Annotated in this window: 19 protein-coding genes; 9 read left to right on the forward strand and 10 right to left on the reverse strand. The window is 67.1% G+C overall.

The features are described 5' to 3' along the window. Window positions 1-31 precede the first annotated feature (31 nt). The 6 genes from ACGFMK_RS26075 (at window position 32) to ACGFMK_RS26100 (ending at window position 3478) form a co-directional block, all read left to right on the forward strand. Window positions 32-550 carry a hypothetical protein gene (locus ACGFMK_RS26075; RefSeq protein ID WP_392768179.1) on the forward strand — a complete coding sequence of 173 codons (519 nt, stop codon included), beginning with the start codon at window positions 32-34 and terminating at the stop codon, window positions 548-550. A 412-nt stretch (window positions 551-962) separates the two neighbouring features. After that, complete coding sequence (locus ACGFMK_RS26080; RefSeq protein ID WP_392768182.1) at window positions 963-1454, forward strand: YbaB/EbfC family nucleoid-associated protein; 492 nt, start codon at window positions 963-965, stop codon at window positions 1452-1454. Further along, complete coding sequence (locus ACGFMK_RS26085) at window positions 1451-1762, forward strand: hypothetical protein (protein WP_392768185.1); 312 nt, start codon at window positions 1451-1453, stop codon at window positions 1760-1762. The genes ACGFMK_RS26080 and ACGFMK_RS26085 overlap by 4 nt, the downstream gene beginning before the upstream one ends. After that, entirely contained in the window at window positions 1759-2136 is a 378-nt protein-coding gene (locus ACGFMK_RS26090) for a hypothetical protein (protein WP_392768188.1), read from the forward strand. Before ACGFMK_RS26085 ends, ACGFMK_RS26090 begins: the two co-directional genes overlap by 4 nt. Beyond that, window positions 2133-2888 (forward strand): WXG100 family type VII secretion target, encoded by a 756-nt coding sequence (locus ACGFMK_RS26095; RefSeq protein WP_392768191.1) that lies wholly within the window; start codon window positions 2133-2135, stop codon window positions 2886-2888. Before ACGFMK_RS26090 ends, ACGFMK_RS26095 begins: the two co-directional genes overlap by 4 nt. Beyond that, window positions 2885-3478 (forward strand): DUF3558 family protein, encoded by a 594-nt coding sequence (locus tag ACGFMK_RS26100; protein ID WP_392768194.1) that lies wholly within the window; start codon window positions 2885-2887, stop codon window positions 3476-3478. The genes ACGFMK_RS26095 and ACGFMK_RS26100 overlap by 4 nt, the downstream gene beginning before the upstream one ends. A gap of 2644 nt (window positions 3479-6122) precedes the next feature. Here ACGFMK_RS26100 and ACGFMK_RS26105 read toward each other — a convergent pair. After that, a complete protein-coding gene (locus tag ACGFMK_RS26105) occupies window positions 6123-6437 on the reverse strand; it encodes a recombinase family protein (protein WP_392768229.1) in 315 nt (104 codons plus the stop codon). A 258-nt stretch (window positions 6438-6695) separates the two neighbouring features. Here ACGFMK_RS26105 and ACGFMK_RS26110 point away from each other — a divergent pair, with 258 nt between their 5' ends. After that, the gene (locus ACGFMK_RS26110; RefSeq protein ID WP_392768197.1) at window positions 6696-7133 is read left to right on the forward strand and encodes a MarR family winged helix-turn-helix transcriptional regulator; all 438 of its coding nucleotides are present in this window, start codon (window positions 6696-6698) and stop codon (window positions 7131-7133) included. Between the two features lie 21 nt (window positions 7134-7154). Here ACGFMK_RS26110 and ACGFMK_RS26115 read toward each other — a convergent pair whose 3' ends face one another. After that, window positions 7155-8345: an amidohydrolase family protein gene (locus tag ACGFMK_RS26115; protein WP_392768200.1), complete on the reverse strand. Its 1191-nt coding sequence runs from the start codon at window positions 8343-8345 to the stop codon at window positions 7155-7157. A gap of 149 nt (window positions 8346-8494) precedes the next feature. Between ACGFMK_RS26115 and ACGFMK_RS26120 the strand changes: the two genes are divergently transcribed. Beyond that, on the forward strand, window positions 8495-9103 hold the full coding sequence (locus ACGFMK_RS26120) for a hypothetical protein (protein WP_392768203.1): 609 nt from the start codon (window positions 8495-8497) through the stop codon (window positions 9101-9103). Between the two features lie 57 nt (window positions 9104-9160). On the opposite strand, the gene ACGFMK_RS26125 is transcribed toward ACGFMK_RS26120, so the two are convergent. Then, window positions 9161-10102: an NAD-dependent epimerase/dehydratase family protein gene (locus ACGFMK_RS26125; protein WP_392768204.1), complete on the reverse strand. Its 942-nt coding sequence runs from the start codon at window positions 10100-10102 to the stop codon at window positions 9161-9163. A gap of 65 nt (window positions 10103-10167) precedes the next feature. Between ACGFMK_RS26125 and ACGFMK_RS26130 the strand changes: the two genes are divergently transcribed. Next, a complete protein-coding gene (locus ACGFMK_RS26130; RefSeq protein WP_392768207.1) occupies window positions 10168-10632 on the forward strand; it encodes a MarR family winged helix-turn-helix transcriptional regulator in 465 nt (154 codons plus the stop codon). A 284-nt stretch (window positions 10633-10916) separates the two neighbouring features. On the opposite strand, the gene ACGFMK_RS26135 is transcribed toward ACGFMK_RS26130, so the two are convergent. The 7 genes from ACGFMK_RS26135 to ACGFMK_RS26165 all read right to left on the reverse strand — a co-directional run bounded on the left by ACGFMK_RS26135 (window position 10917) and on the right by ACGFMK_RS26165 (window position 16572). Then, window positions 10917-11168: a hypothetical protein gene (locus tag ACGFMK_RS26135; protein WP_392768209.1), complete on the reverse strand. Its 252-nt coding sequence runs from the start codon at window positions 11166-11168 to the stop codon at window positions 10917-10919. Window positions 11169-11443: 275 nt separating this feature from the next. Continuing rightward, window positions 11444-11854: a RidA family protein gene (locus tag ACGFMK_RS26140; protein WP_392768212.1), complete on the reverse strand. Its 411-nt coding sequence runs from the start codon at window positions 11852-11854 to the stop codon at window positions 11444-11446. Window positions 11855-12024: 170 nt separating this feature from the next. Beyond that, the gene (locus ACGFMK_RS26145; RefSeq protein WP_392768215.1) at window positions 12025-12639 is read right to left on the reverse strand and encodes a prephenate dehydratase domain-containing protein; all 615 of its coding nucleotides are present in this window, start codon (window positions 12637-12639) and stop codon (window positions 12025-12027) included. Window positions 12640-12671: 32 nt separating this feature from the next. Further along, window positions 12672-13625, reverse strand: coding sequence for a branched-chain amino acid transaminase (locus ACGFMK_RS26150; protein ID WP_392768217.1), 954 nt, complete (start codon window positions 13623-13625; stop codon window positions 12672-12674). Continuing rightward, window positions 13622-15034, reverse strand: coding sequence for a phenylacetate--CoA ligase family protein (locus ACGFMK_RS26155; protein WP_392768220.1), 1413 nt, complete (start codon window positions 15032-15034; stop codon window positions 13622-13624). Before ACGFMK_RS26155 ends, ACGFMK_RS26150 begins: the two co-directional genes overlap by 4 nt. Before the next feature lie 33 nt (window positions 15035-15067). Beyond that, window positions 15068-15394, reverse strand: a complete 327-nt coding sequence (locus ACGFMK_RS26160) for a Dabb family protein (protein WP_392768223.1) — start codon at window positions 15392-15394, stop codon at window positions 15068-15070. Further along, a complete protein-coding gene (locus tag ACGFMK_RS26165) occupies window positions 15391-16572 on the reverse strand; it encodes a LeuA family protein (RefSeq protein ID WP_392768226.1) in 1182 nt (393 codons plus the stop codon). Before ACGFMK_RS26165 ends, ACGFMK_RS26160 begins: the two co-directional genes overlap by 4 nt. Between the last annotated feature and the right edge of the window lie 764 nt (window positions 16573-17336).

A 17336-nucleotide genomic window follows, 5' to 3' on the forward strand; every position in this document is an offset into this window, starting at 1 on the left:
CGCACCCCAAGAAGGGAATGCACGGATCGTCATGGCATTAGGGAGGGGAGACCGGTCGAAGGAGCTTCTTGAGGATGCCCGCCGTGCCTATGGGGATCTCCGGAATCCGTACTACGGGTTCTTCGCCGACGCTCAGGAGAACAACCCGTGGAAGTCGCTCCTGCGTGGATTCGGGGAGTTCCTCGACGTCGAGGAGTGGACTGATCGGACGGACGACGTCAGTTTCTCTTACGTTTTGTCGCCGCATCGGCGGAGCCGATCGGGCTGGTTGCTGTGGTTGTCGGCGGTCGGGCCGTACGCGTTTCTTGCGTACGGCGAGGACCCTGATACGCCGTTGGCGCGCGACGACGTGGTCACCGATTTCGGTGAAGACAGGCCTGCGGAAGAGAAGCGGATTATCGAGCTGCTCCGGGATGCCGGGCTGACCTTGCTCGGTGCCGAAGAGATTGAGATGGCCGTGGATTTCCACCCGCCGGACGGTCGTTTTCCGATTTCCGCGTTCGTGATGCTATTCAGCGAGTCGGACGTGCCTTGGTGGCACGAAGGATAGGCAAGGTCTGCCTGCGCGACACCCCGTCCCGCTGTGTGGGCTCCCACCGCGGCGACGAAGACGGCAACTGACCATGCCCGAAGGCCCGATCCGCTACGCCCCCGGATAACCAGGTGACAGATCCGCGCGCCGGTCAGACGCGAGGTCGTCGGGCTCCAGTCACCCCTAGGCAGTCGAGATCTGCCGATCGACTGGTCGCCTTGCGAGTCCTGCCCTGATCAAGCCCTCGTATGGCGTGTGGCCAGCACCCGAAGAAGCCTTACGCGAAAGTGATGGACTTCCGGTTCCGTTGGCGCGAGACCTGATCAGTTACGCTGGCCCGCGTGGGGTCACCAGCCTGCGACCGTCAGTGATGGCCGCAGGTCCTGACCTCGTAAAGTGTGTGTCGGGAATGTGGGGAGGCGCCACCGACGTGGTGTTCAACGCGGACGTCATGCGACGCCAGGCCGCGGAACTGGACGAGGAACTCGAGCGGGTCCGGTTCACCGGCCAGTCCCGCGACGGCACGGTGACCGCGGCCGTGAGCGGCCACGGCCGGCTCATGGACCTGAAGATCAGTACCGCCGTGATGCGCGGCGCCCACCCACACGTCGTCGGGCCCGACGTGGTCGAAGCCGTGGCGGCCGCACGCCGGCAAGCCAGCACCGTGGCCACCGCGAAGATGCGCGCGGTCCTGGACAAAGACCAGGTGTGGCAGCCCGCTCCCGTCCCGCCACCAGGTGGCGTTGCCGTCAACCACTGGGTCGGCCCCGCCCACGACGACCGCACACAACCGGACCCGGCCCAGTCGAACCCGCCGGCGTCGGTGCGGCCCCAGCGGGTGGAGGTCGAGGAGGAGAACTTCGAGAACCTCGACTTCCTCGTCGACGATGACGGCGACGACGAGGAACGGGGACGCTGGTGAACTACCAGGACGAGCTGTACAACCTGGCGAAGGAAATCGACACCGCTGTGGCCACGGTCGCGCAGACCGCGCGCGGTGCCGAACAAGCACCGCTGCAGTGGCGGCTGCCGGGTGAGCTGGGGTCGGTGACCGTGTCCGGCGCCGGCGAACTGACCGCGGTGACCCTCGAGGTCGCCGAGCTGCGCCAGTACTCCGCCGACGCGCTGGCCCGCACCCTGCTGCAGGGCATCCGGGACGCCGAACAGCGAGCCGATCAGCGCCGCGGCGAGACCGTCGCCGCGGCTGTCACCGAAACGGGGCTGGCATGAGCTTCGATTCCAACGACATCTCCGGCCGCGGCTACCGGGTCTATCCCGAAGCCTTGCGCAAAGCCGCCGACGACGTCGCCGGCGCCGCCGACCTGGTCACCACGTTCGCCCAGACGGATCTCTCCGGGACCCTGCTCGGCGAGTTCGATCTGGGCCTGCCCGGGACGTTGACGACGATCATGCCCAACGTCCACGGTGCGGGAACGGCCGAGCAGTACAACCGGGCCGTAGAGACCATCCGCGGGGTGTCGGCCAAGAACGCCGAGACGCTGCAGATACTGGCCCAGGCTCTGCAGACCGCCGCCTGCTACTACGAACAACAGGACGCCGCCGAGTACGAGCGGCTCAAGAAGCTCGAAGGAGGGCTTCCGTGAGCAACATCCCCACACCGTGGACGACAGACCCGCCGGCGCCGGTCACGCCACCGCAGGCGGGCATGCCCTACCCCACCGACTCCGACGCGACGATCCGCTACTGGGCCGAGTTCATCGGAGCGCACGGCATCGTGACCTTGTTGGACAAGCTCCGCGTCTTCATCGCCGGCGACATCGGCAAGGTCCTGCGGCTCGCCGACAGGTTCGCCAAGGAATCGTCCCTGTCCGACGCGGCCAAGCAGCTCACCGACGCCAAGCTGGCCCTGGCGAAAGCCTGGCACGGCGACGCCGCCGACCAGTTCAACGACTACGCCGGCAACGCCGTGACCGTCCTGGGGCAGAACCAGAACTCGTTGATCAGCCTGACCAACACGATGTCCTCCATCGCCCAGACGATCATCGACACCTACAAGAACCTGCTCACGGCCATCGGCAAATGCGCGATCAACCTCGCCCAGCTCGGCGGGAAGATCGGCATCGCCATCGGGGTGTCGACGGCGATACCTCCCGCTGCCGTCATCGAGTTCAAGGACATCGCCGACGCGATCAACTCCGCGTTCGCGACATTCTGGACCGACTGCCTGACCCTGCTCGGCGGGCTGATGACCGACATCGGCAAGCAGATCGGCGACCGCCTTCAGCTGACCGTGATCGAAGCCAACTTCGCCACGTTGCCCGACGTCGGCGATAGCCGGGGCGTCATCGACGACCCGGCCCGCTGGCAGGTCAAGCCGGGAGCGACCCACTCATGACCGATCGCCGTACCCTCTGCGGTGTCTTCGTCGCTCTGCTGGTGTCGGGGCTGAGTGCCGGCTGTTCGTCCGGTCGGCCGCCGGTTCCGGCGGAGCCGTCGGTGTCGGTACCGCCGATCCCCGGGGTCGGGATGAGCGGAGCCGGCCGGTTCCGCGCCGATCCGTGCGCCGCAGTCACCGTCGAGCAGCTCACCGCCCTCGGCTTCACCGGCGGTGAACGCAGCCGCGACGGGAACCGGTGTGTCACCACGTTCGGCGCTGTCGCCAAGGTCAACACCTCGAACCTGGGCGACAGCCTGCAGATCTTGTATCAAGAGCACGCCCTGGGCCACGACACCGGCAACCACTGGGAGCCAATCCTCGTCGAGACCATCTACCCGGCGGTCATCGTCTCCGTCGACGAGAACGTCCCCAGTAAACAGGCCGACGGACCGCGTGGGTGCACCCTCGCGCTCGCCGCCGACAACACCACCCTCGTCTACATCAGCGCCGCCACCGCCGACCAGCCCGAAGCCGGACCGTGGCAGCACGACCCCTGCGGCGCTGCACAGAAGATCGCCGCCCTCACGGTCGCCAACCTGACTGCGTAACCGCGCTATAGGTGTTTTTGTCGGTGCCCCTACTCGACCACGCCGGGTTCCGGCAAGCCGTGCACTGACGAACACTCGGTCGGCAATCGCACCTCCGACTGACGCACGCTCATGCCGACGAGCGTGCGCATCCGACGCGTTGCGGAAAGCAGCGATAGTCACCGCACACTGATCCAGGTATACTTCCGACAACGGAGTGGAGTATTCCTTCGCGTCGGCTTCGTCAGCACGGTGACCTTCGTGTGGTCATCCGGGGCCGCCGGTCGGCGTCCGTCGGCGGAAGAGAGCCCCGGTCAATGGCTTATGCCCTTGAACCGGAGGCCTCCAGATGTCGGATCTCCTTGCGGTGCTTTTACTGGTCGTTACCCTGCTGCGGTCATCGATGATCGTGCTGGCCGTGGTAGCTGCGATCTACACGCGCGACACCACACGTCGAAGCGCCGCGTTCGAGGTCCTGCGAATCTTGCGCGCCCAGGACCAACGCACACCAGCGAGGCGTCGGAGTTGATCTACTCTTGATTGGATCATTAATCGCCGTCGTCAAGTTCGACTCAATGCCATTCCAGTTACGTTCGATCGTCAACAGGTCGGCGTCGGGTGTGAGCGGGGCCCTAAGGGCGTAGAAGTTCTTGATATAACCGATGTTTTTGACGGCCTGCCTTGTGGTGAGTTTGGTGTGCCGTCTGGCAACATGAACAAAGCGTTCGCGAACTGGTTTCTCGGTCTCGAGTGAGAAGTTGGCCAGGCATACGGCAGGTATACGGCAGGTATATAGTGGTGCTTCTTAGGGTTCGACATCGGACTCCAGGGGCTGTGCTTGTGGGGATGATCGTACGGCAATTCGACACTCCGGCTCGTTAGGTGCCGGCGGGTTGCCGCGTGGCACCCGCTGTCAGTGTCGAGTTCGATCGCGGTGATCCTCGTTCTGACCGCCGAGGTGGGGGAGTGGGCTTGGTGACGTACTCGTCGGCGCGGCTGGCCGAGTGTTCATGCCATCGGTAGAGGTTCGCTGGGTTCACATCGCCGTGCCATACCACCCGCAGGCTGTTATCTAGCCCGGCGGACCGAAAATGCAGTGCTGTCGACCTTCGGTTAGCTATCCTAGGTGGGTGGTCACACCTCGGATGCGTGCTTCTGCCCAAACGCGCGTGATGCTTGATACTAACCTGTGGTCGTACCTAGGCGATGAAGGGGGAGTCGGTAGCTTCAACAGGGCAATGGCGGCTCGAAATGCTGCTGTCGTCACGCCGCCGAGCATCCTGATCGAGGTTGCGCGCCTTCCCGTCGCTGCGGTGCGCCAGCGGATCATAACTGCGCTTACGACTTCGCCGTGAGCGGCTGCGTACGGAGGCAGCATTAGAAGCGGACGAATTCGTATCCGAAGTGCGGCGTCTGCGACCTCAGTGGCTTCGTCCTATGCCTGATACGGGAAAGATTGCAACGTTAGACACTTTCTGGACGAAGAAGATGTGGCGAGAAGCAGCTGAAGACTCCACTCGGATTCACAATTATGTAGTTGCCGCTCACGACGGACCGAGTGACTACTTGGTGTCAAACCAGCGACGGCAGCGAAAGGCTATGCTCCGCACGAACTTTCATGTGCGACCGCTCACTGCAATAGTGGCTGAGCGAGGACCTAGTACGCCGGAGGAGTACCTCTGTGGCTGGTCCGGTGAGCCGGTGGAAGCGTGGCGCATTGTGTGCCGGGATATATTCCGATACAATCTGTTCACTGTTGGCGGTCGTGCCGTGGTTACTGAGGAAGACACCACATACGCCGACTGGGTGGGTGCCCACCTAGACCTTCGTGCGGCGCGCTCTGACGTGGTCGACTTTAGTAGATTCTGGACCCACGACGTCGAACCGAAGCGGATGCGCAGGAACTGGCTCCGTTGGGCAGTGCATCTGGTGCAAGCAACTCAGAAGATTGGTTCCGGTAATCCGGCAAATGAGCAACGCAGCACTACCTACCGGACGCCGAGATATTTATTTCCGCTGATGCTCATTACGTCGAGGCGCTGCGCCAAGTTCGTGCCGACGCGCCGTTCGATTTTGCAGTGCCTGTGTTGGCCTCCGGTGACCGGGGCATACCGGTGACGAGCCGCATTGTCGCGGCGTTGGACAGTGTGGGACTGGCGGACTGATGAGCACATTAATCGATTCGTTGATGTGACCGTTGGAGAGGTCAGTCCGTTCTTTCGTACCGGTTGCCGAGCACTGAGCGGAGTCTCGTGCCCTAGGAATGCCCTCGGCGCGAGCGCCTATAGCTCACGCACGCAACTGCAGCTGGGTGGATAGTGAGCAAGTCGCCCTCGGATACAGTATTACCCCACGGATCGCGAAACGCGATCTTGGAGCTGGAACGGTCGTAGCTAGCTCGAATCGATTTCCTTCAGTCGCCATGCGGCGCTGTCGTAGACGATGATGTTTCCTGAGTCGCGCAGCGCCGCTGCTACGCGTCTCTGTGTCGCTGTCGGCCAAGCTTCAGCTTGGCGTGGCCGTTGTTACGCTCATCTCCGAGTCGGATGCTGATCTCGTCGACGAGGTAGTCCTCGCGGATGTAGAGCGTCTTCGCCCGCGGCTGGCCCGCGTGTTGGGTGCTGGTGTGGCCGTGGCGGCAGCGGTAGGTCGGTCGCCCGTGGTTTCAGTGCGAGTCCGGCCGTCGGTTGCAGACCCCGCAGTGGATCAGGCGGGCCAGGGCGAACCGGCGGGTCTGACCGTTGCTGGCTGTGCGCGTCGCCCGGATCTGCTGCGCAGCGACGAAGTCGTGCTCGGTGACGAGCGCTGGATGGGCGGCCTTCGCTGACAACGCCGGCGTTGAAGCTGGGCCATCGGTGCCGTTGGCGTGGCGATTCCGGATCTGCCGTCCGGTGTAGCGCGGATTCGCCAGGATGTCGGCGACCGTGCGCAGGGTCCAGGCTCCACAGGTTCGGTGGCGGTCTCGTGGCTTCCGCGGCAGGGAGTCGTGTCACTGCACTCGGCATGACTGAAGCCCCACGTCGAAGACACCTTGGTTGTCGCTGTGTCGGCCCGGCTCGGTAGGTGTAGAGCATCGGGGGGTTGTGGTCGGCCGGGACCGCGGCGCGGCTGAGCGTTGAGGTCGGTGATCTCCTGGCTGGGACGGTCGATCCGGTAAGCGGGCAGCCGGCGAGCACCGCCTGAGTGATCGGGTGAGCGTCTCCTAGCCCGCGTATACGTGTTGTTATATCGTGTCGGGATGTCGGCTGATCGGGACGTGCCCAGCGGTGTCGATATCGCGATGCAGCTGCGGCGAGCGCAGCTGCGCAAGCAGATGGCCTGCGAAACTGCGCTCGCCGAGGTCGGGGTGACGTTGCCGCAGTGGGGCATGCTGTACGCCGTCGCGGCCGAGCCGGATTCCTCGACCCACGCGCTGGCCCTGTTCATCGGGCAGTCCGATCAGTCCGCTGGTGCGGTGGTGGCCCGTCTGGAACAGCGCGGGCTGCTCGAACGCCGGCCGGGTGTCGGCAAGGCGATCCTGCACCGGCTCACCGCTGAGGGCGAGGAGCTCGTGCGACGCTGCGACACGATCGTCGAGCAGGTGATGACCCAGCTGCTCGACGGCTTGCCCGATCGGAGCCGCCGGGCATTGCAGATCTCGTTGCAGTCGATCGCTGACGCCGCACTCCGGACCTGAGCAGGCCAGGCACCGGGGATCTCATTGAACCGCCCGGATGCCACCGCGCCACACGTCCCTGATTGACAAGGTGTCGCTGATCCTGCTGGTGGGATCGCCGTCGACCAGCAGAAGATCGGCGCGCGTGCCCGGGGCGATCCGGCCGCGGTCGTGCAGGCCGAATGTGGTCGCGGGCACGCTGGTAGCGGCTCGCAGCGCCTCGGTCGGAGTGAGGCCGGCCCGCACGAGCAGCTGCAGTTCGCCGTGCAGGCTCGCCCCGTGTGCCATGCCCAGGGCGCCGAAGTGGTGGTTGGCGTCCGACCCGGCCAGGATCGGTACGCCCGCCTCGTGCATCGCCTTCACCGCGGCCAGGGCGTCGTCGAAATTGCCGGCCGGGAGCGTGGTGAATTCGCGGCTGAGGTTGTCCATCCAGGGCTGTGGCAGGCGAGCGGCGACCCGGCTGTCGCCCGCCAGGTCGGCGCCGAGGTGCCGGCCGGTGAGTGAGGCCAGCAGGTTCAGTGTCGGGGTCAGGAACGCGCCTCCCGCGCGGAACGCCTCGATCAGCTCGGGCGTGGCCGGGCCGTCGATGAACAGGTGGGCGAATCCGTCGACCCCGGCGGTCAGCGCCTGCCAGGTCGCATCGAGGGTCAGAGCGTGGGCGATCACGATGCGGTCGCGGTCATGCGCGGCGGCCACTGCCGCCTTGACGATGCGCTCCTCGACGACAGGGACGGTCTTGCCGAGGGTTTTGCCGCTCTCGATGAGCACCTTGATGTAGTCGGCGCCTTCGGCGATCCGCTCGTCGACGAAGTGCGCGGCGTCTTCGGGCCGGGTGACCGTCGGCAGCTCCGGATCGTTCAGGCCGCTGTGGAGCTGGGTGGGGTGCCCGCCGGGTGCGGTCAGTCCCACTGAGGACGAACGGACGTCCGCGATGTCGGTTCGTTCGGCGGCGGCGCGACGGACCGGGTGCATCGTGTGCGGGAAGGAAAAGAGGTCGAACTCGGTGGTCACGCCGAATCGGAGGGCTTGGCCGAGTGTCTCCACGTCGGCGTGGGTGTGGGCGTCGATCAGTCCGGGCAGCAGGGTGGCGCCGGTGCCGTCGATCCGCTCGGCTGTCGCGGGTGTTGGCGCGCCGATCGCGACGATCCGTGCTCCCTCGATTTCCACGGTTCGCACGCCGATCGGCTGCTCGCCGTCGAACACCTGGGCACCTTCGATGACATAGCGGGTCATGAATCCTCCTATATACGTGTACGTATATACTAACCCATGGATGAGGTGGTGCGGCGTCGTCCGGGCAGAGGAAGGTGTGCAGCTACCCATGTCGGAGAATGAAGCAGACGTGATGAGCGTGCTGGACAAGCTGGTTCGACGGCAGTGCGGTGGAGTACATCGAGGTGTCCAAGCGGGTGTTCGACCACACCCCGTCCACCCATCGCCTCGGCCTGCCCGTGATCGACGTCAACGGCACCCGCGCGATTGCCGAGGTGCCGGTGACGATCGAGATACGCGGCACCTTTCGCGGCGTCGAGACCGATCTCACCGCCCACCTGCGGATGCTGCACCGCGTGGAAAGGGCAGCCGATGGCTGGCGGCCGGTCGCGATCTTCGACCACGACACGATGACCTCCGCCATCCCCGGTGTTACCCGCACCGCGTCCTCGTCCCACGTCGCCCCGGACGGCAGAGCTGGAGCCGGCAGGGGCGGTCGTGTCCGACCGCCTGCGCCAGTGCCCAGCAGTTCGCGGACACACCCGGCATCAACAGTGCACGCACGTACGCTTGCGCGTTCGAGCGCAGGTCCCCGCTATAGGGGCCGAGCAGGCCGTTCTTTGATCGAATTTCGTCACACCATGACGATCACGGAGCGGCCCGCACGCTTTCCGGCCTCACGCGCCACGCACCGAGCCGATAATCTTTGCAGCTCAATGGCACGGATTGAACGTCAGCCCACGAAGTCCGCATGTGCATCCCGGCGGATCGCGCCGTAAAGCTCGAGCTTTCGAAGAGGGCATGGGGACCGCTCCTGCGTCACGGGGCCATGACCCTCAGCGTGGGTTGCCTGCTGTGAGCCAGGCGATGTAGTCGGCGGCGGCGCGGGTGGTGTCGTACTCGGGCTCGAAGCCGGTGTCCTGGTGGAGTCTGGTGATGTCGAGGGCGGCTCCGGGTCGGCTGGTGCCTGCCGGGAGTTCGAGGCCGGCGTCCGGCACTGTCCGGCGGATCGCTGCGATCACGTCGGCGTTTTCGGTCACCTGTCCTGACGCGATGTTGTAGGTGCGGTGCCTGAGGTTGTCGGCGAGTTGGAGCAGCGCGATGGCCCGGCCGGTGTCCTTGACGTAGCACAGGTCGAGCCCGTCCCCGAGGCGCGGTTGGGCGAGCAGGCCCGACAGGTCGAGCGGCTGCCCGCTGGCGGCTGCGTGGACAAGCGCGGGTGCGGCGAAGAACGGGTCCTCGTGGCCGAGGGGGCCCCAGGTGCCGGAGATCCGGAAGTTGACGAATTCGACGCCGGTCGCCTCGGCGAACTGCTCTCCGAGGAGTTCGGCGATCTTCTTCGACCGCGGAATCGGGTGCGGGGCGGTCAGCCGCACCGGCAGGTCCTCGGTCAGCGGAGCGTCTGTCTCCACGCCGCTGTAGACCCCGAGCGTGCTAGCCAGGCCGACCCGCCGCACGCCCCATTCCTGGGCGACTCGGGCGACGTTGAGCAGCCCGTACAGCAGGCCTTGCGTGGCCCCGATGCCGCCGACGGTCCCGCGTGGCGCGGGGTAGCCGGCCAAGTGCACGATGCCGGTGATCCGGTGGCGGGCGCCGATGCCGCGCAGCGCGCCGAGGTCGGCGACGTCGGCCTGCTCCGCGATCACGGGCAGGTCCGCGAGGTGGGCGGGGACCTGACCCGTGCCGCGCTGCACCACGACGCTCGCCTCGCCGAGGCCGTGCAGCGCGCGGACGGTGTGGGAGCCGATGAAGCCAGCCCCGCCGGTAACGAGGATCATCGAGATTCCCTTCGTCAGACAAATCATCGGATCTACCGACGATATGCCTACGGTACGATACTGGCGTGCCGAAGCCAAACTCTGACGCGGACCAGGTGCGCGCGCACGACGACGTGCTCGGGTACCTCCTCAAGCACGCGCACCGTGCACTGGAGCAGCAGACCGAAGCCGCTCTCGTCGGCCTGGACCTGACCGTCCGCGACCTCGGCGTGCTGCGGATCATCGCCGGCGGCGAGGCGGAATCACAGCAGGAGGCCGCAGCGGTCCTCGGCATCGACCCGACGTCGATGGTCGCGCTCCTGGACGCGCTCGAGCGCCGCGGCATCGTCGCGCGCAGACCGTCCGAACGGGACCGGCGCCGCAACATCGTCGAGCTCACCAGCCACGGGCGTGACCTGTTCCGGCAAGCAGAGGACCGCTACGCCAAAGCCGAGAAAACGTTCACGTCAAGCTTGGGTGATGCCGGGGCGGCCGGGCTCCGCCGGTCGCTGCGGTCTGTCCTCCATAACGCGAAAGACGGGATCACCTGACCGTCAATATCGACCCGAGCGTAGGCGTGCGGCCGGGTTCCCCGGCGGGTACGCCTTCGCGACCAAGGGCCAGATCGCCCGGGATCAGGCGAGCGTTGGACGCCGGGCTCGACCCGGCCTGGGCCGCCGGCGACGAGGTCTACGGGCGCAGCAGCGAACTACGCGAGGTGTTCGAGCAGCACGACACCGGCTACGTCTTCGCCATCGGCCGCGACTCCCACGGCCTGCTGGTGTCTCGCACGAGAATCGAACCGGCCTGCGCCCGGCCCCGTGGTTGCCGGCGGTCACCTCGAGGGATCCTCCGTGCATGGCGTGGAGAATGACCGACTCGTCACCGCCGGAAATGCCTGGACCCGGTCGGTGTACTGGTCCCACACGCCGATGTCGCCGAACACCGTGTAACGCAGTTCGCCGCGATAGGCGGGAGTGACCCCCGGTGGCAGCTCCACCCTCCGGATGGTGGGGATCAGCGTGGTCGCCCTTTTCCAGCTGTCGAGGAACTTTTGGTCGCTCTGGCCACCGGTGGGGAGGTCCACGGTGAGGACGCGGCTGTGTGTTCTCATGACGCGCCGATACCGCGGACGTGACGCGCACGTACATGACCGCGGTCGTTGTTCGACACGGGCGCTTACCCGGCACTGGCCAAGGTCGGCGAACACCTCCACGGTCGTCGTGCGGGCCGGCGCCTGGTTGCCGGCCTGGGGTGGGCAGCTCCACGCCGTGCGCGGTTGGCGACGATACGCTCGACCTCGACCTCGAGCCGGGTCCACCGGATCCCGTGAATTCTGTTCCGGCTACCAGGGCTCGAGGTTCACGATCCTGCCACCGCCAGTACGTCGGCTTCGATCAGCAGGCCGCCGGGCAGGTCCACCCATACGGTGGTCCGGGCGGGCCGGACCTTGCCGAATACCTCGTCGAACGCCTCGTTCATGATGGCGAAGTCCTGCTCACGGGCGAGGTAGACACGCACGACGAGGACATCGTGGACGGCGGCGCCCGCCGTTTCCAACAGCTGGACGAGATAGGCGAAGACCGTCCTGGCCTGCTCGCGAATGCCCGGTACAGGTCCTTGTATGCGGCCAGGAAGGAAAGGGACCTGGCCCGAGACCGCGAGCAGCGGTCCGCGGCGCACGACCGGCGAATAAGCTGCGGCCGGCGGCGGCGCTTCGGGCAGCGAAAACGTCTGACTGACCATCTTGTCTTCAGGAAAGAAGCTGTTCACCGCGCGACCTCTCGTGGACTCGTACTCTTCGATGCCGCTTCGCAAACTCGTCGTGGCCGAGCTTGGCCGGCGGTGTGCGGTACCAAGACCGCCGACTCGCGCGACGAGCCCGTGCCGAACTCTCAGCCCGCCCCGGGCGAGAAGTCGGCACCAGCCCGGGCACAGTCACCTCAGACCGCCGGGCTGATGGCGAGATCGGCGTTGCGGAAAACGGACCAGAGCATGCTGATCGGCCGGGTGGGCGAGATGAACGACAATCCGTATTGTTCCGCGGCCGGCTGGGTGGTGAGCGCGGCGTCGACCTCGCCGGACTGGGCAGCGAGAGCGGCCGCGCTCGTCGAGCGGGCCAGCACGACCTCGGCGACGGTGAGCGAGTCGGGTACCAGCTGTTTGATCAACGGCACGGGCGCCGGGTGACTCGCGATCCGGATCGGGCCGTCGAGGGTGCGGTCGGGAACCGTGGCGATGCCGTACAGCGGCGTCTCGAAATGGTAGGCACCCGCGAGCACCAGCCGGGCGTCCATGTAGAACTCCGAGATGTCGTGGTAGGCGTTCGCCACCAGCAATAGTTCGGCGAAGCCGCGCAGAACCGCCTCCGCGGCCTCCTCGTAGCTGGGCAAGAGCAGGGGATCGGGTTGGTCCTGGCTCGGGTTGATGCGGGTGTTCAAGAACTTGGCGGCCTGCTCACTACTCGTCCCCGCGGGACCCAGCGTGGCCACTCGCCACGTCTTGTCGTCCGTGGGCAGCGAAATGTCGAGGAACGAAGCACTCGTGGTCTGCGTCACGTCTTCCCCTTGTCAGTCGAGACAACTGCCGGTCACTCGAAGCGAACGGGCGTCAGCCAGGAGGCGTAGGCGGGCCTCCGGCCGCGGACCACCTCGGTGTAGATCCGCCGCACCTCGGTGGTGAGATCGCCGGCCCGCCCGGTGCCGACCACGCGATGGTCGATGGCGGTCACCGGGCAGATCTCGACGCCGGTGCCGCTCACGAAGACCTCGGCGGCGTCAAGCAGTTCGGCCACCGGGACCGGCCGCTCCTCGACGACGACGCCGGCTTCGCGCTCGAGCAGCTCGATGACCGACGCCCGGGTGATGCCGGGCAGCAGGTCGGCGGTGGCCGGTGGAGTCGCGACCCGGCCGTCTCGGAGGACGACGAAGACGTTGGAGGTACTGGCCTCGGTGAGGTTGCCGTCGCCGTCGAGCATGAGCGCGTCGTCGCACCCGTCGGCGTGCGCTTCCTCGACCGCGAGGGCGTTGTTGGCGTACGTGCCGGTGATCTTCGCGTCGGAGGGGATGCTCGCCGACGGCACCCGCCGGTAGGAGCTGATCTTGCAGTGCAGGCCCGCCTGCGGAACGTACGAGCCCATCGCGGTTGTCGTCACCGAAAACTGCGCGGTCACCCCGCTGAGCCGGACGCCGAACGGGGTGCCGGGCGCGAGGGCGTACTTGTAGGCGACGGGCCGGATGTAGGTGTCGCCGATGCACCCGTTGCGGTCCAGCAGCTCGAGCACGATGCCGGCCAGCTCGCCGGCGTCGTGCGGGAGCTCGATGCGCAGCGTGCCCGCCGAGCGCAGCAGGCGCTCCACGTGCTCTCGCAGCCGGAAGACCGCGAGCGGTCCGCCCGCCGAATCCGCGTAGGCCCGGATTCCCTCGAACACCCCGGTGCCGTAGTGCAACGCCTGCGTGGTGAGGGGCAGCCGGACCGCCGAGTTCTCGACGAACTGGCCCTGGTAGAAGGCGAGACGGGTGGCCACCGGCGTGCCGGTGCTCATCGGGAGTCCCGGCCGGCGGCGATCGCCAGGGCGGCTTCCCGCTCGGCGGAGTCGGTGACGCGCCGGTCGTGGATGCGGGCGGCTTTCCAGCTCACCATGGCCCCGGTGCTGGTGATGGTTCCGACCGAGGCGACGACGACCGTGCAGCCGACGCCGAAGGCTTCGCCGACCGTGCGGCCGACCAGCTCGCGGTCGACGCGCAGGCCGGCCATCTCGTCGATCGGCTCGACGGTGATCGTGACCGTGTCGCGGCCGTCCACCTCGTCGATGGAGATGTAGTAGTCCAGCACCCCGCTCAGGTGGGTGAAGATCGTCTGCTCCAGGTCGTACGCCGTGACGAGGACGTCGCCCAGGTGCAGCGCGTCGCGCACCCGGCCGATCGGGCGCATCACCTCGACGACCGACTCCGGCTCCGTGCTCAGCCGCACCATGTCCCCGGTGCGGTAACGCACCAGCGGCTTCGCCCCCTGATAGAGGTGCGTGATGACGAGTTCGCCTTCGCGTACGCCGTCCACCGGCTCGACCGGGAGCGCGGTCGCCGGATCGATCACTTCGTAGTAGTTGTTGACGGGCACCGTCCGCAGTTCGCCGTCCGCATGACACGCGGCCATGATCGACGCTTCCTGCGAGGCGTACATGCAGTTGTAGACGCGCGCGTTCCACTGTCCGCCGAGGTTCTCCAGCATGGCGGGTGAGGTGAGCTCCCCGACGGAAAGGATCAGCCGTACGCCCAGGCGCGACGCGAGGTCGATCCCGGCCGCCGCGGCGGCCTTCGCGAGCGAGATCGCCATGCCGGGCGTGCAGATCAGGGCCGTCACGCCGAGCTTCTCCAGCAGGGCCAAGGCACGGGGGAAGCCGACCAGCGGCGAGTGCGGCCACATCTTCACGACGGTGTGGCCGAGGTTGTGCAGGACGTCACCGAAGGTGTCGCCGGTCGAGTGCAGCTCGGTGGGGCCCATCACCGCGACCACGTGCCGGTCGCCGTGCTGGGCGAAGATTTCCCGGTACGCCAGGGTCAGCGCGGTGTTGTTGGCGATCGAGTCGTGGTCGCTGCGGGGACACGGCGTGGCCCGGCCGGTCGTCCCGGTCGTCTCGTAGAAGATCCACGCCTTGTCGATCGGCAGCGAGACGACCTCGAACATCTCGGAGCGCAGGTCGTCCTTGGTCGTGAAGGGGACCTGGGCGAGCTGCTCCGGCGTGACCGGACCGCTCGCCGGCACGTCGGCCGCGGCGAGCAGCTTCTGGTAGAAGGGGGAGTTTTCCCGGACGTAGCGCATGGTGTCGGCCACCCGCTGCAGCTGCAGCGCCTGCAGCTCGCCGGGTTCCCAGTCCCCGGAGTGGAGCCGCTGCTGCTCGGCGAGCGTGGCGCGGGCGAAGGCGTCGAGGTCCGGACGGAAGATCGTGTACACCCGTGTCCTTTCGATCGGGGAGGCAGGAGGTGGTCAGCCGACCGGCTCGACGATCAGCGCGTCCTGCGAGTGGTCGAGGTCGACCGCGACCCACGTGCTCAGCTCGGACCACGCTCGGACGCCCCGCCGGTGGTCGGGGTGGACCATGTACCGCTCGAGCGCCTCCCGGTCGTGGAAGCGGCCGACCAGCGCGAAGTCGTAGGCGATGGTGCGTACAGTCGTGTTGCGGCCCACCGACCACGACCGGATCTCGGTGATGTGATCGGGATGCTCGCGGGTGATCTTTTCCGCTTCCGCCGCACGGGGGTCGTCCCAGGTGACGCCCGGCTTGAACCGGAAGCAGACGATGTGGCTGATCACTTGGCGGCGCTGCCACTGAGGGCGGGCGCGAGCTCGGCGGCGAGGCGCGCCTTGATGACGGAGAGGTCGTCGCAGTCACCTTCGACGCGCTCGGAGATGTGCACCCGGTACAGCTCGTTGAGCTTGTCGTCGGTGACGTCGATCCCGAGGTCCTTGAGGACGTGGCGCAGGACCGCGCGGCCCGAGTGCCGGCTGATCAGCAGGCTGCGGGTACGACCGAAGCGCGCGGGGTCGACGTACTCGTAGGTCGCGGGGTTGCGGAGCATGCCGGCCTGGTGGATGCCCGCGGCCGTGCCGAACGCGTACTTGCCGAAGATCGCCTTGTTGCGCGGTTCTTCCAGCCGGATGATCTCCCGCAGGCGGTTGTAGACGGGGTAGATGCCCGCGAGGTCGACCTCGGCGAACAGGCCCAGCTGCTCACCCTTGAAGGACAGCAGGGCGACGATCTCCTCGAAGGCGGTGTTGCCGGCGCGCTCGCCGATCCCGCCGACGGTGACCTGGACGTCGTCGGCGCCGGCCTGCAGACCGGCGATGGCGTTGGCGGTCGCCAGCCCGAAGTCGTTGTGGCAGTGCACGCCGATCCGGACCGGGGCCGGCGCCCACTCCCGGATCTTGCCGATGAGGTCGCCGAATTCCTGAGGTGTCGCGCATCCCGAGGTGTCGGCGACGGGAACGTACCGGGCGCCGGCCTCGACGGCCCGCTCGGTCAGCTCCTGCAGGTAGTCGTAGACGCCCCGGGTGGCGTCCTCGATGCCGACGGACACGACCTCCACGCCGAGCGAGGTCGCGAACTTCGCCGCGTCGACGGCGTCCTCGATCGCCTGCTGCCGAGTGATGCCGAGCTTGTGCTCGAGGTGGATGTCGCTGCCCGTGCCCATGATCTGCAGGACGTGGTTTCGGCTGCCCGCGGCCCGCACGGCCGTCTCGATGTCGTCGCGCCGGGCCCGCGACAGGGTCGCGACCTGGGCCCGGGAGAGCGCGCCGGCGACCGCTCGGGTCGCCTCGAAGTCGCTCTGCGAGGACGCGGGGAAGCCGGCCTCGATGACGTCGACGTTGAGTGCCTCCAGCTGCAGCGCCAGCTCGAGCTTGTGCTCGGCCGACATGGCGTTCGCCGGGGCCTGCTCGCCGTCGCGCAACGTCGTGTCGAAGATGGCGATGCGTCGGGGGGTCTGCGCCATGAGTCTCGTACTTCCTCTCGGGTCGGTTACTCGGCCGGCCGGACTGATTGCTCCCGCACCACGAAAGCCGACGACGGCCGCCGCGGGCCCTCGTCCTTTCGTCGAGTTGCGGGAGTGGACCTCGATACCACGCGGTCGTCACGCACCGGCGGCTGAAGTCGTCATCCACCGGACCGGACAACGTGCCGGGATTCCGTTGTAGAGCTGGACAAGCGTGGTGATGCCTTGGTCGCCCGTACGTCCACCCTCGTGTCGGGCTCGGCAATTGCTCGAATGGCCCGCTGAACGCGCGCCGCATCCGCCCGGCGATTCCGCGAGGGTGCCGTCTCGCCGATGCGGTTGCCGTCCTTCCATGTCCCTGCAGTCAAACAGCGCACGACTGGTGACGGCATCGGCTAAGGGCTGAGGGGCGTGTCAACCTAGGAGGAGTGCCGGACCGGGCAACGGTCCGGGGTGGACCTTTCTACCCCTTCAGCGACCGTGCATGCCTGGACAGAGCGTGGGCTGCCTTTTCGGCAACGGTCGCCCAAGGCGTTGAAGGTCGAGCTGTCGTAGGAAACGGCAGCATCTCGTCCAGGCGGCAGAACGCGCTCGTTGTGACCGGTCAACGACGTCTTGGTTGTCAAGCCGCGGCGGGGGCGGGCCAGGCGGATCAGGGCGGCGAGGAAGAACGCGCGTTCGAGCCGGCGGTTGCCGGTCCGTGCCGGAACCGCGGGTCGCCGGGGCGATGCCGGCGTAGGCCGCTGCGGGCCTGACGCCGATCC

The sequence above is a fragment of the Amycolatopsis sp. NPDC049252 genome, assembly GCF_043197175.1.
Lineage (GTDB): Bacteria > Actinomycetota > Actinomycetes > Mycobacteriales > Pseudonocardiaceae > Amycolatopsis.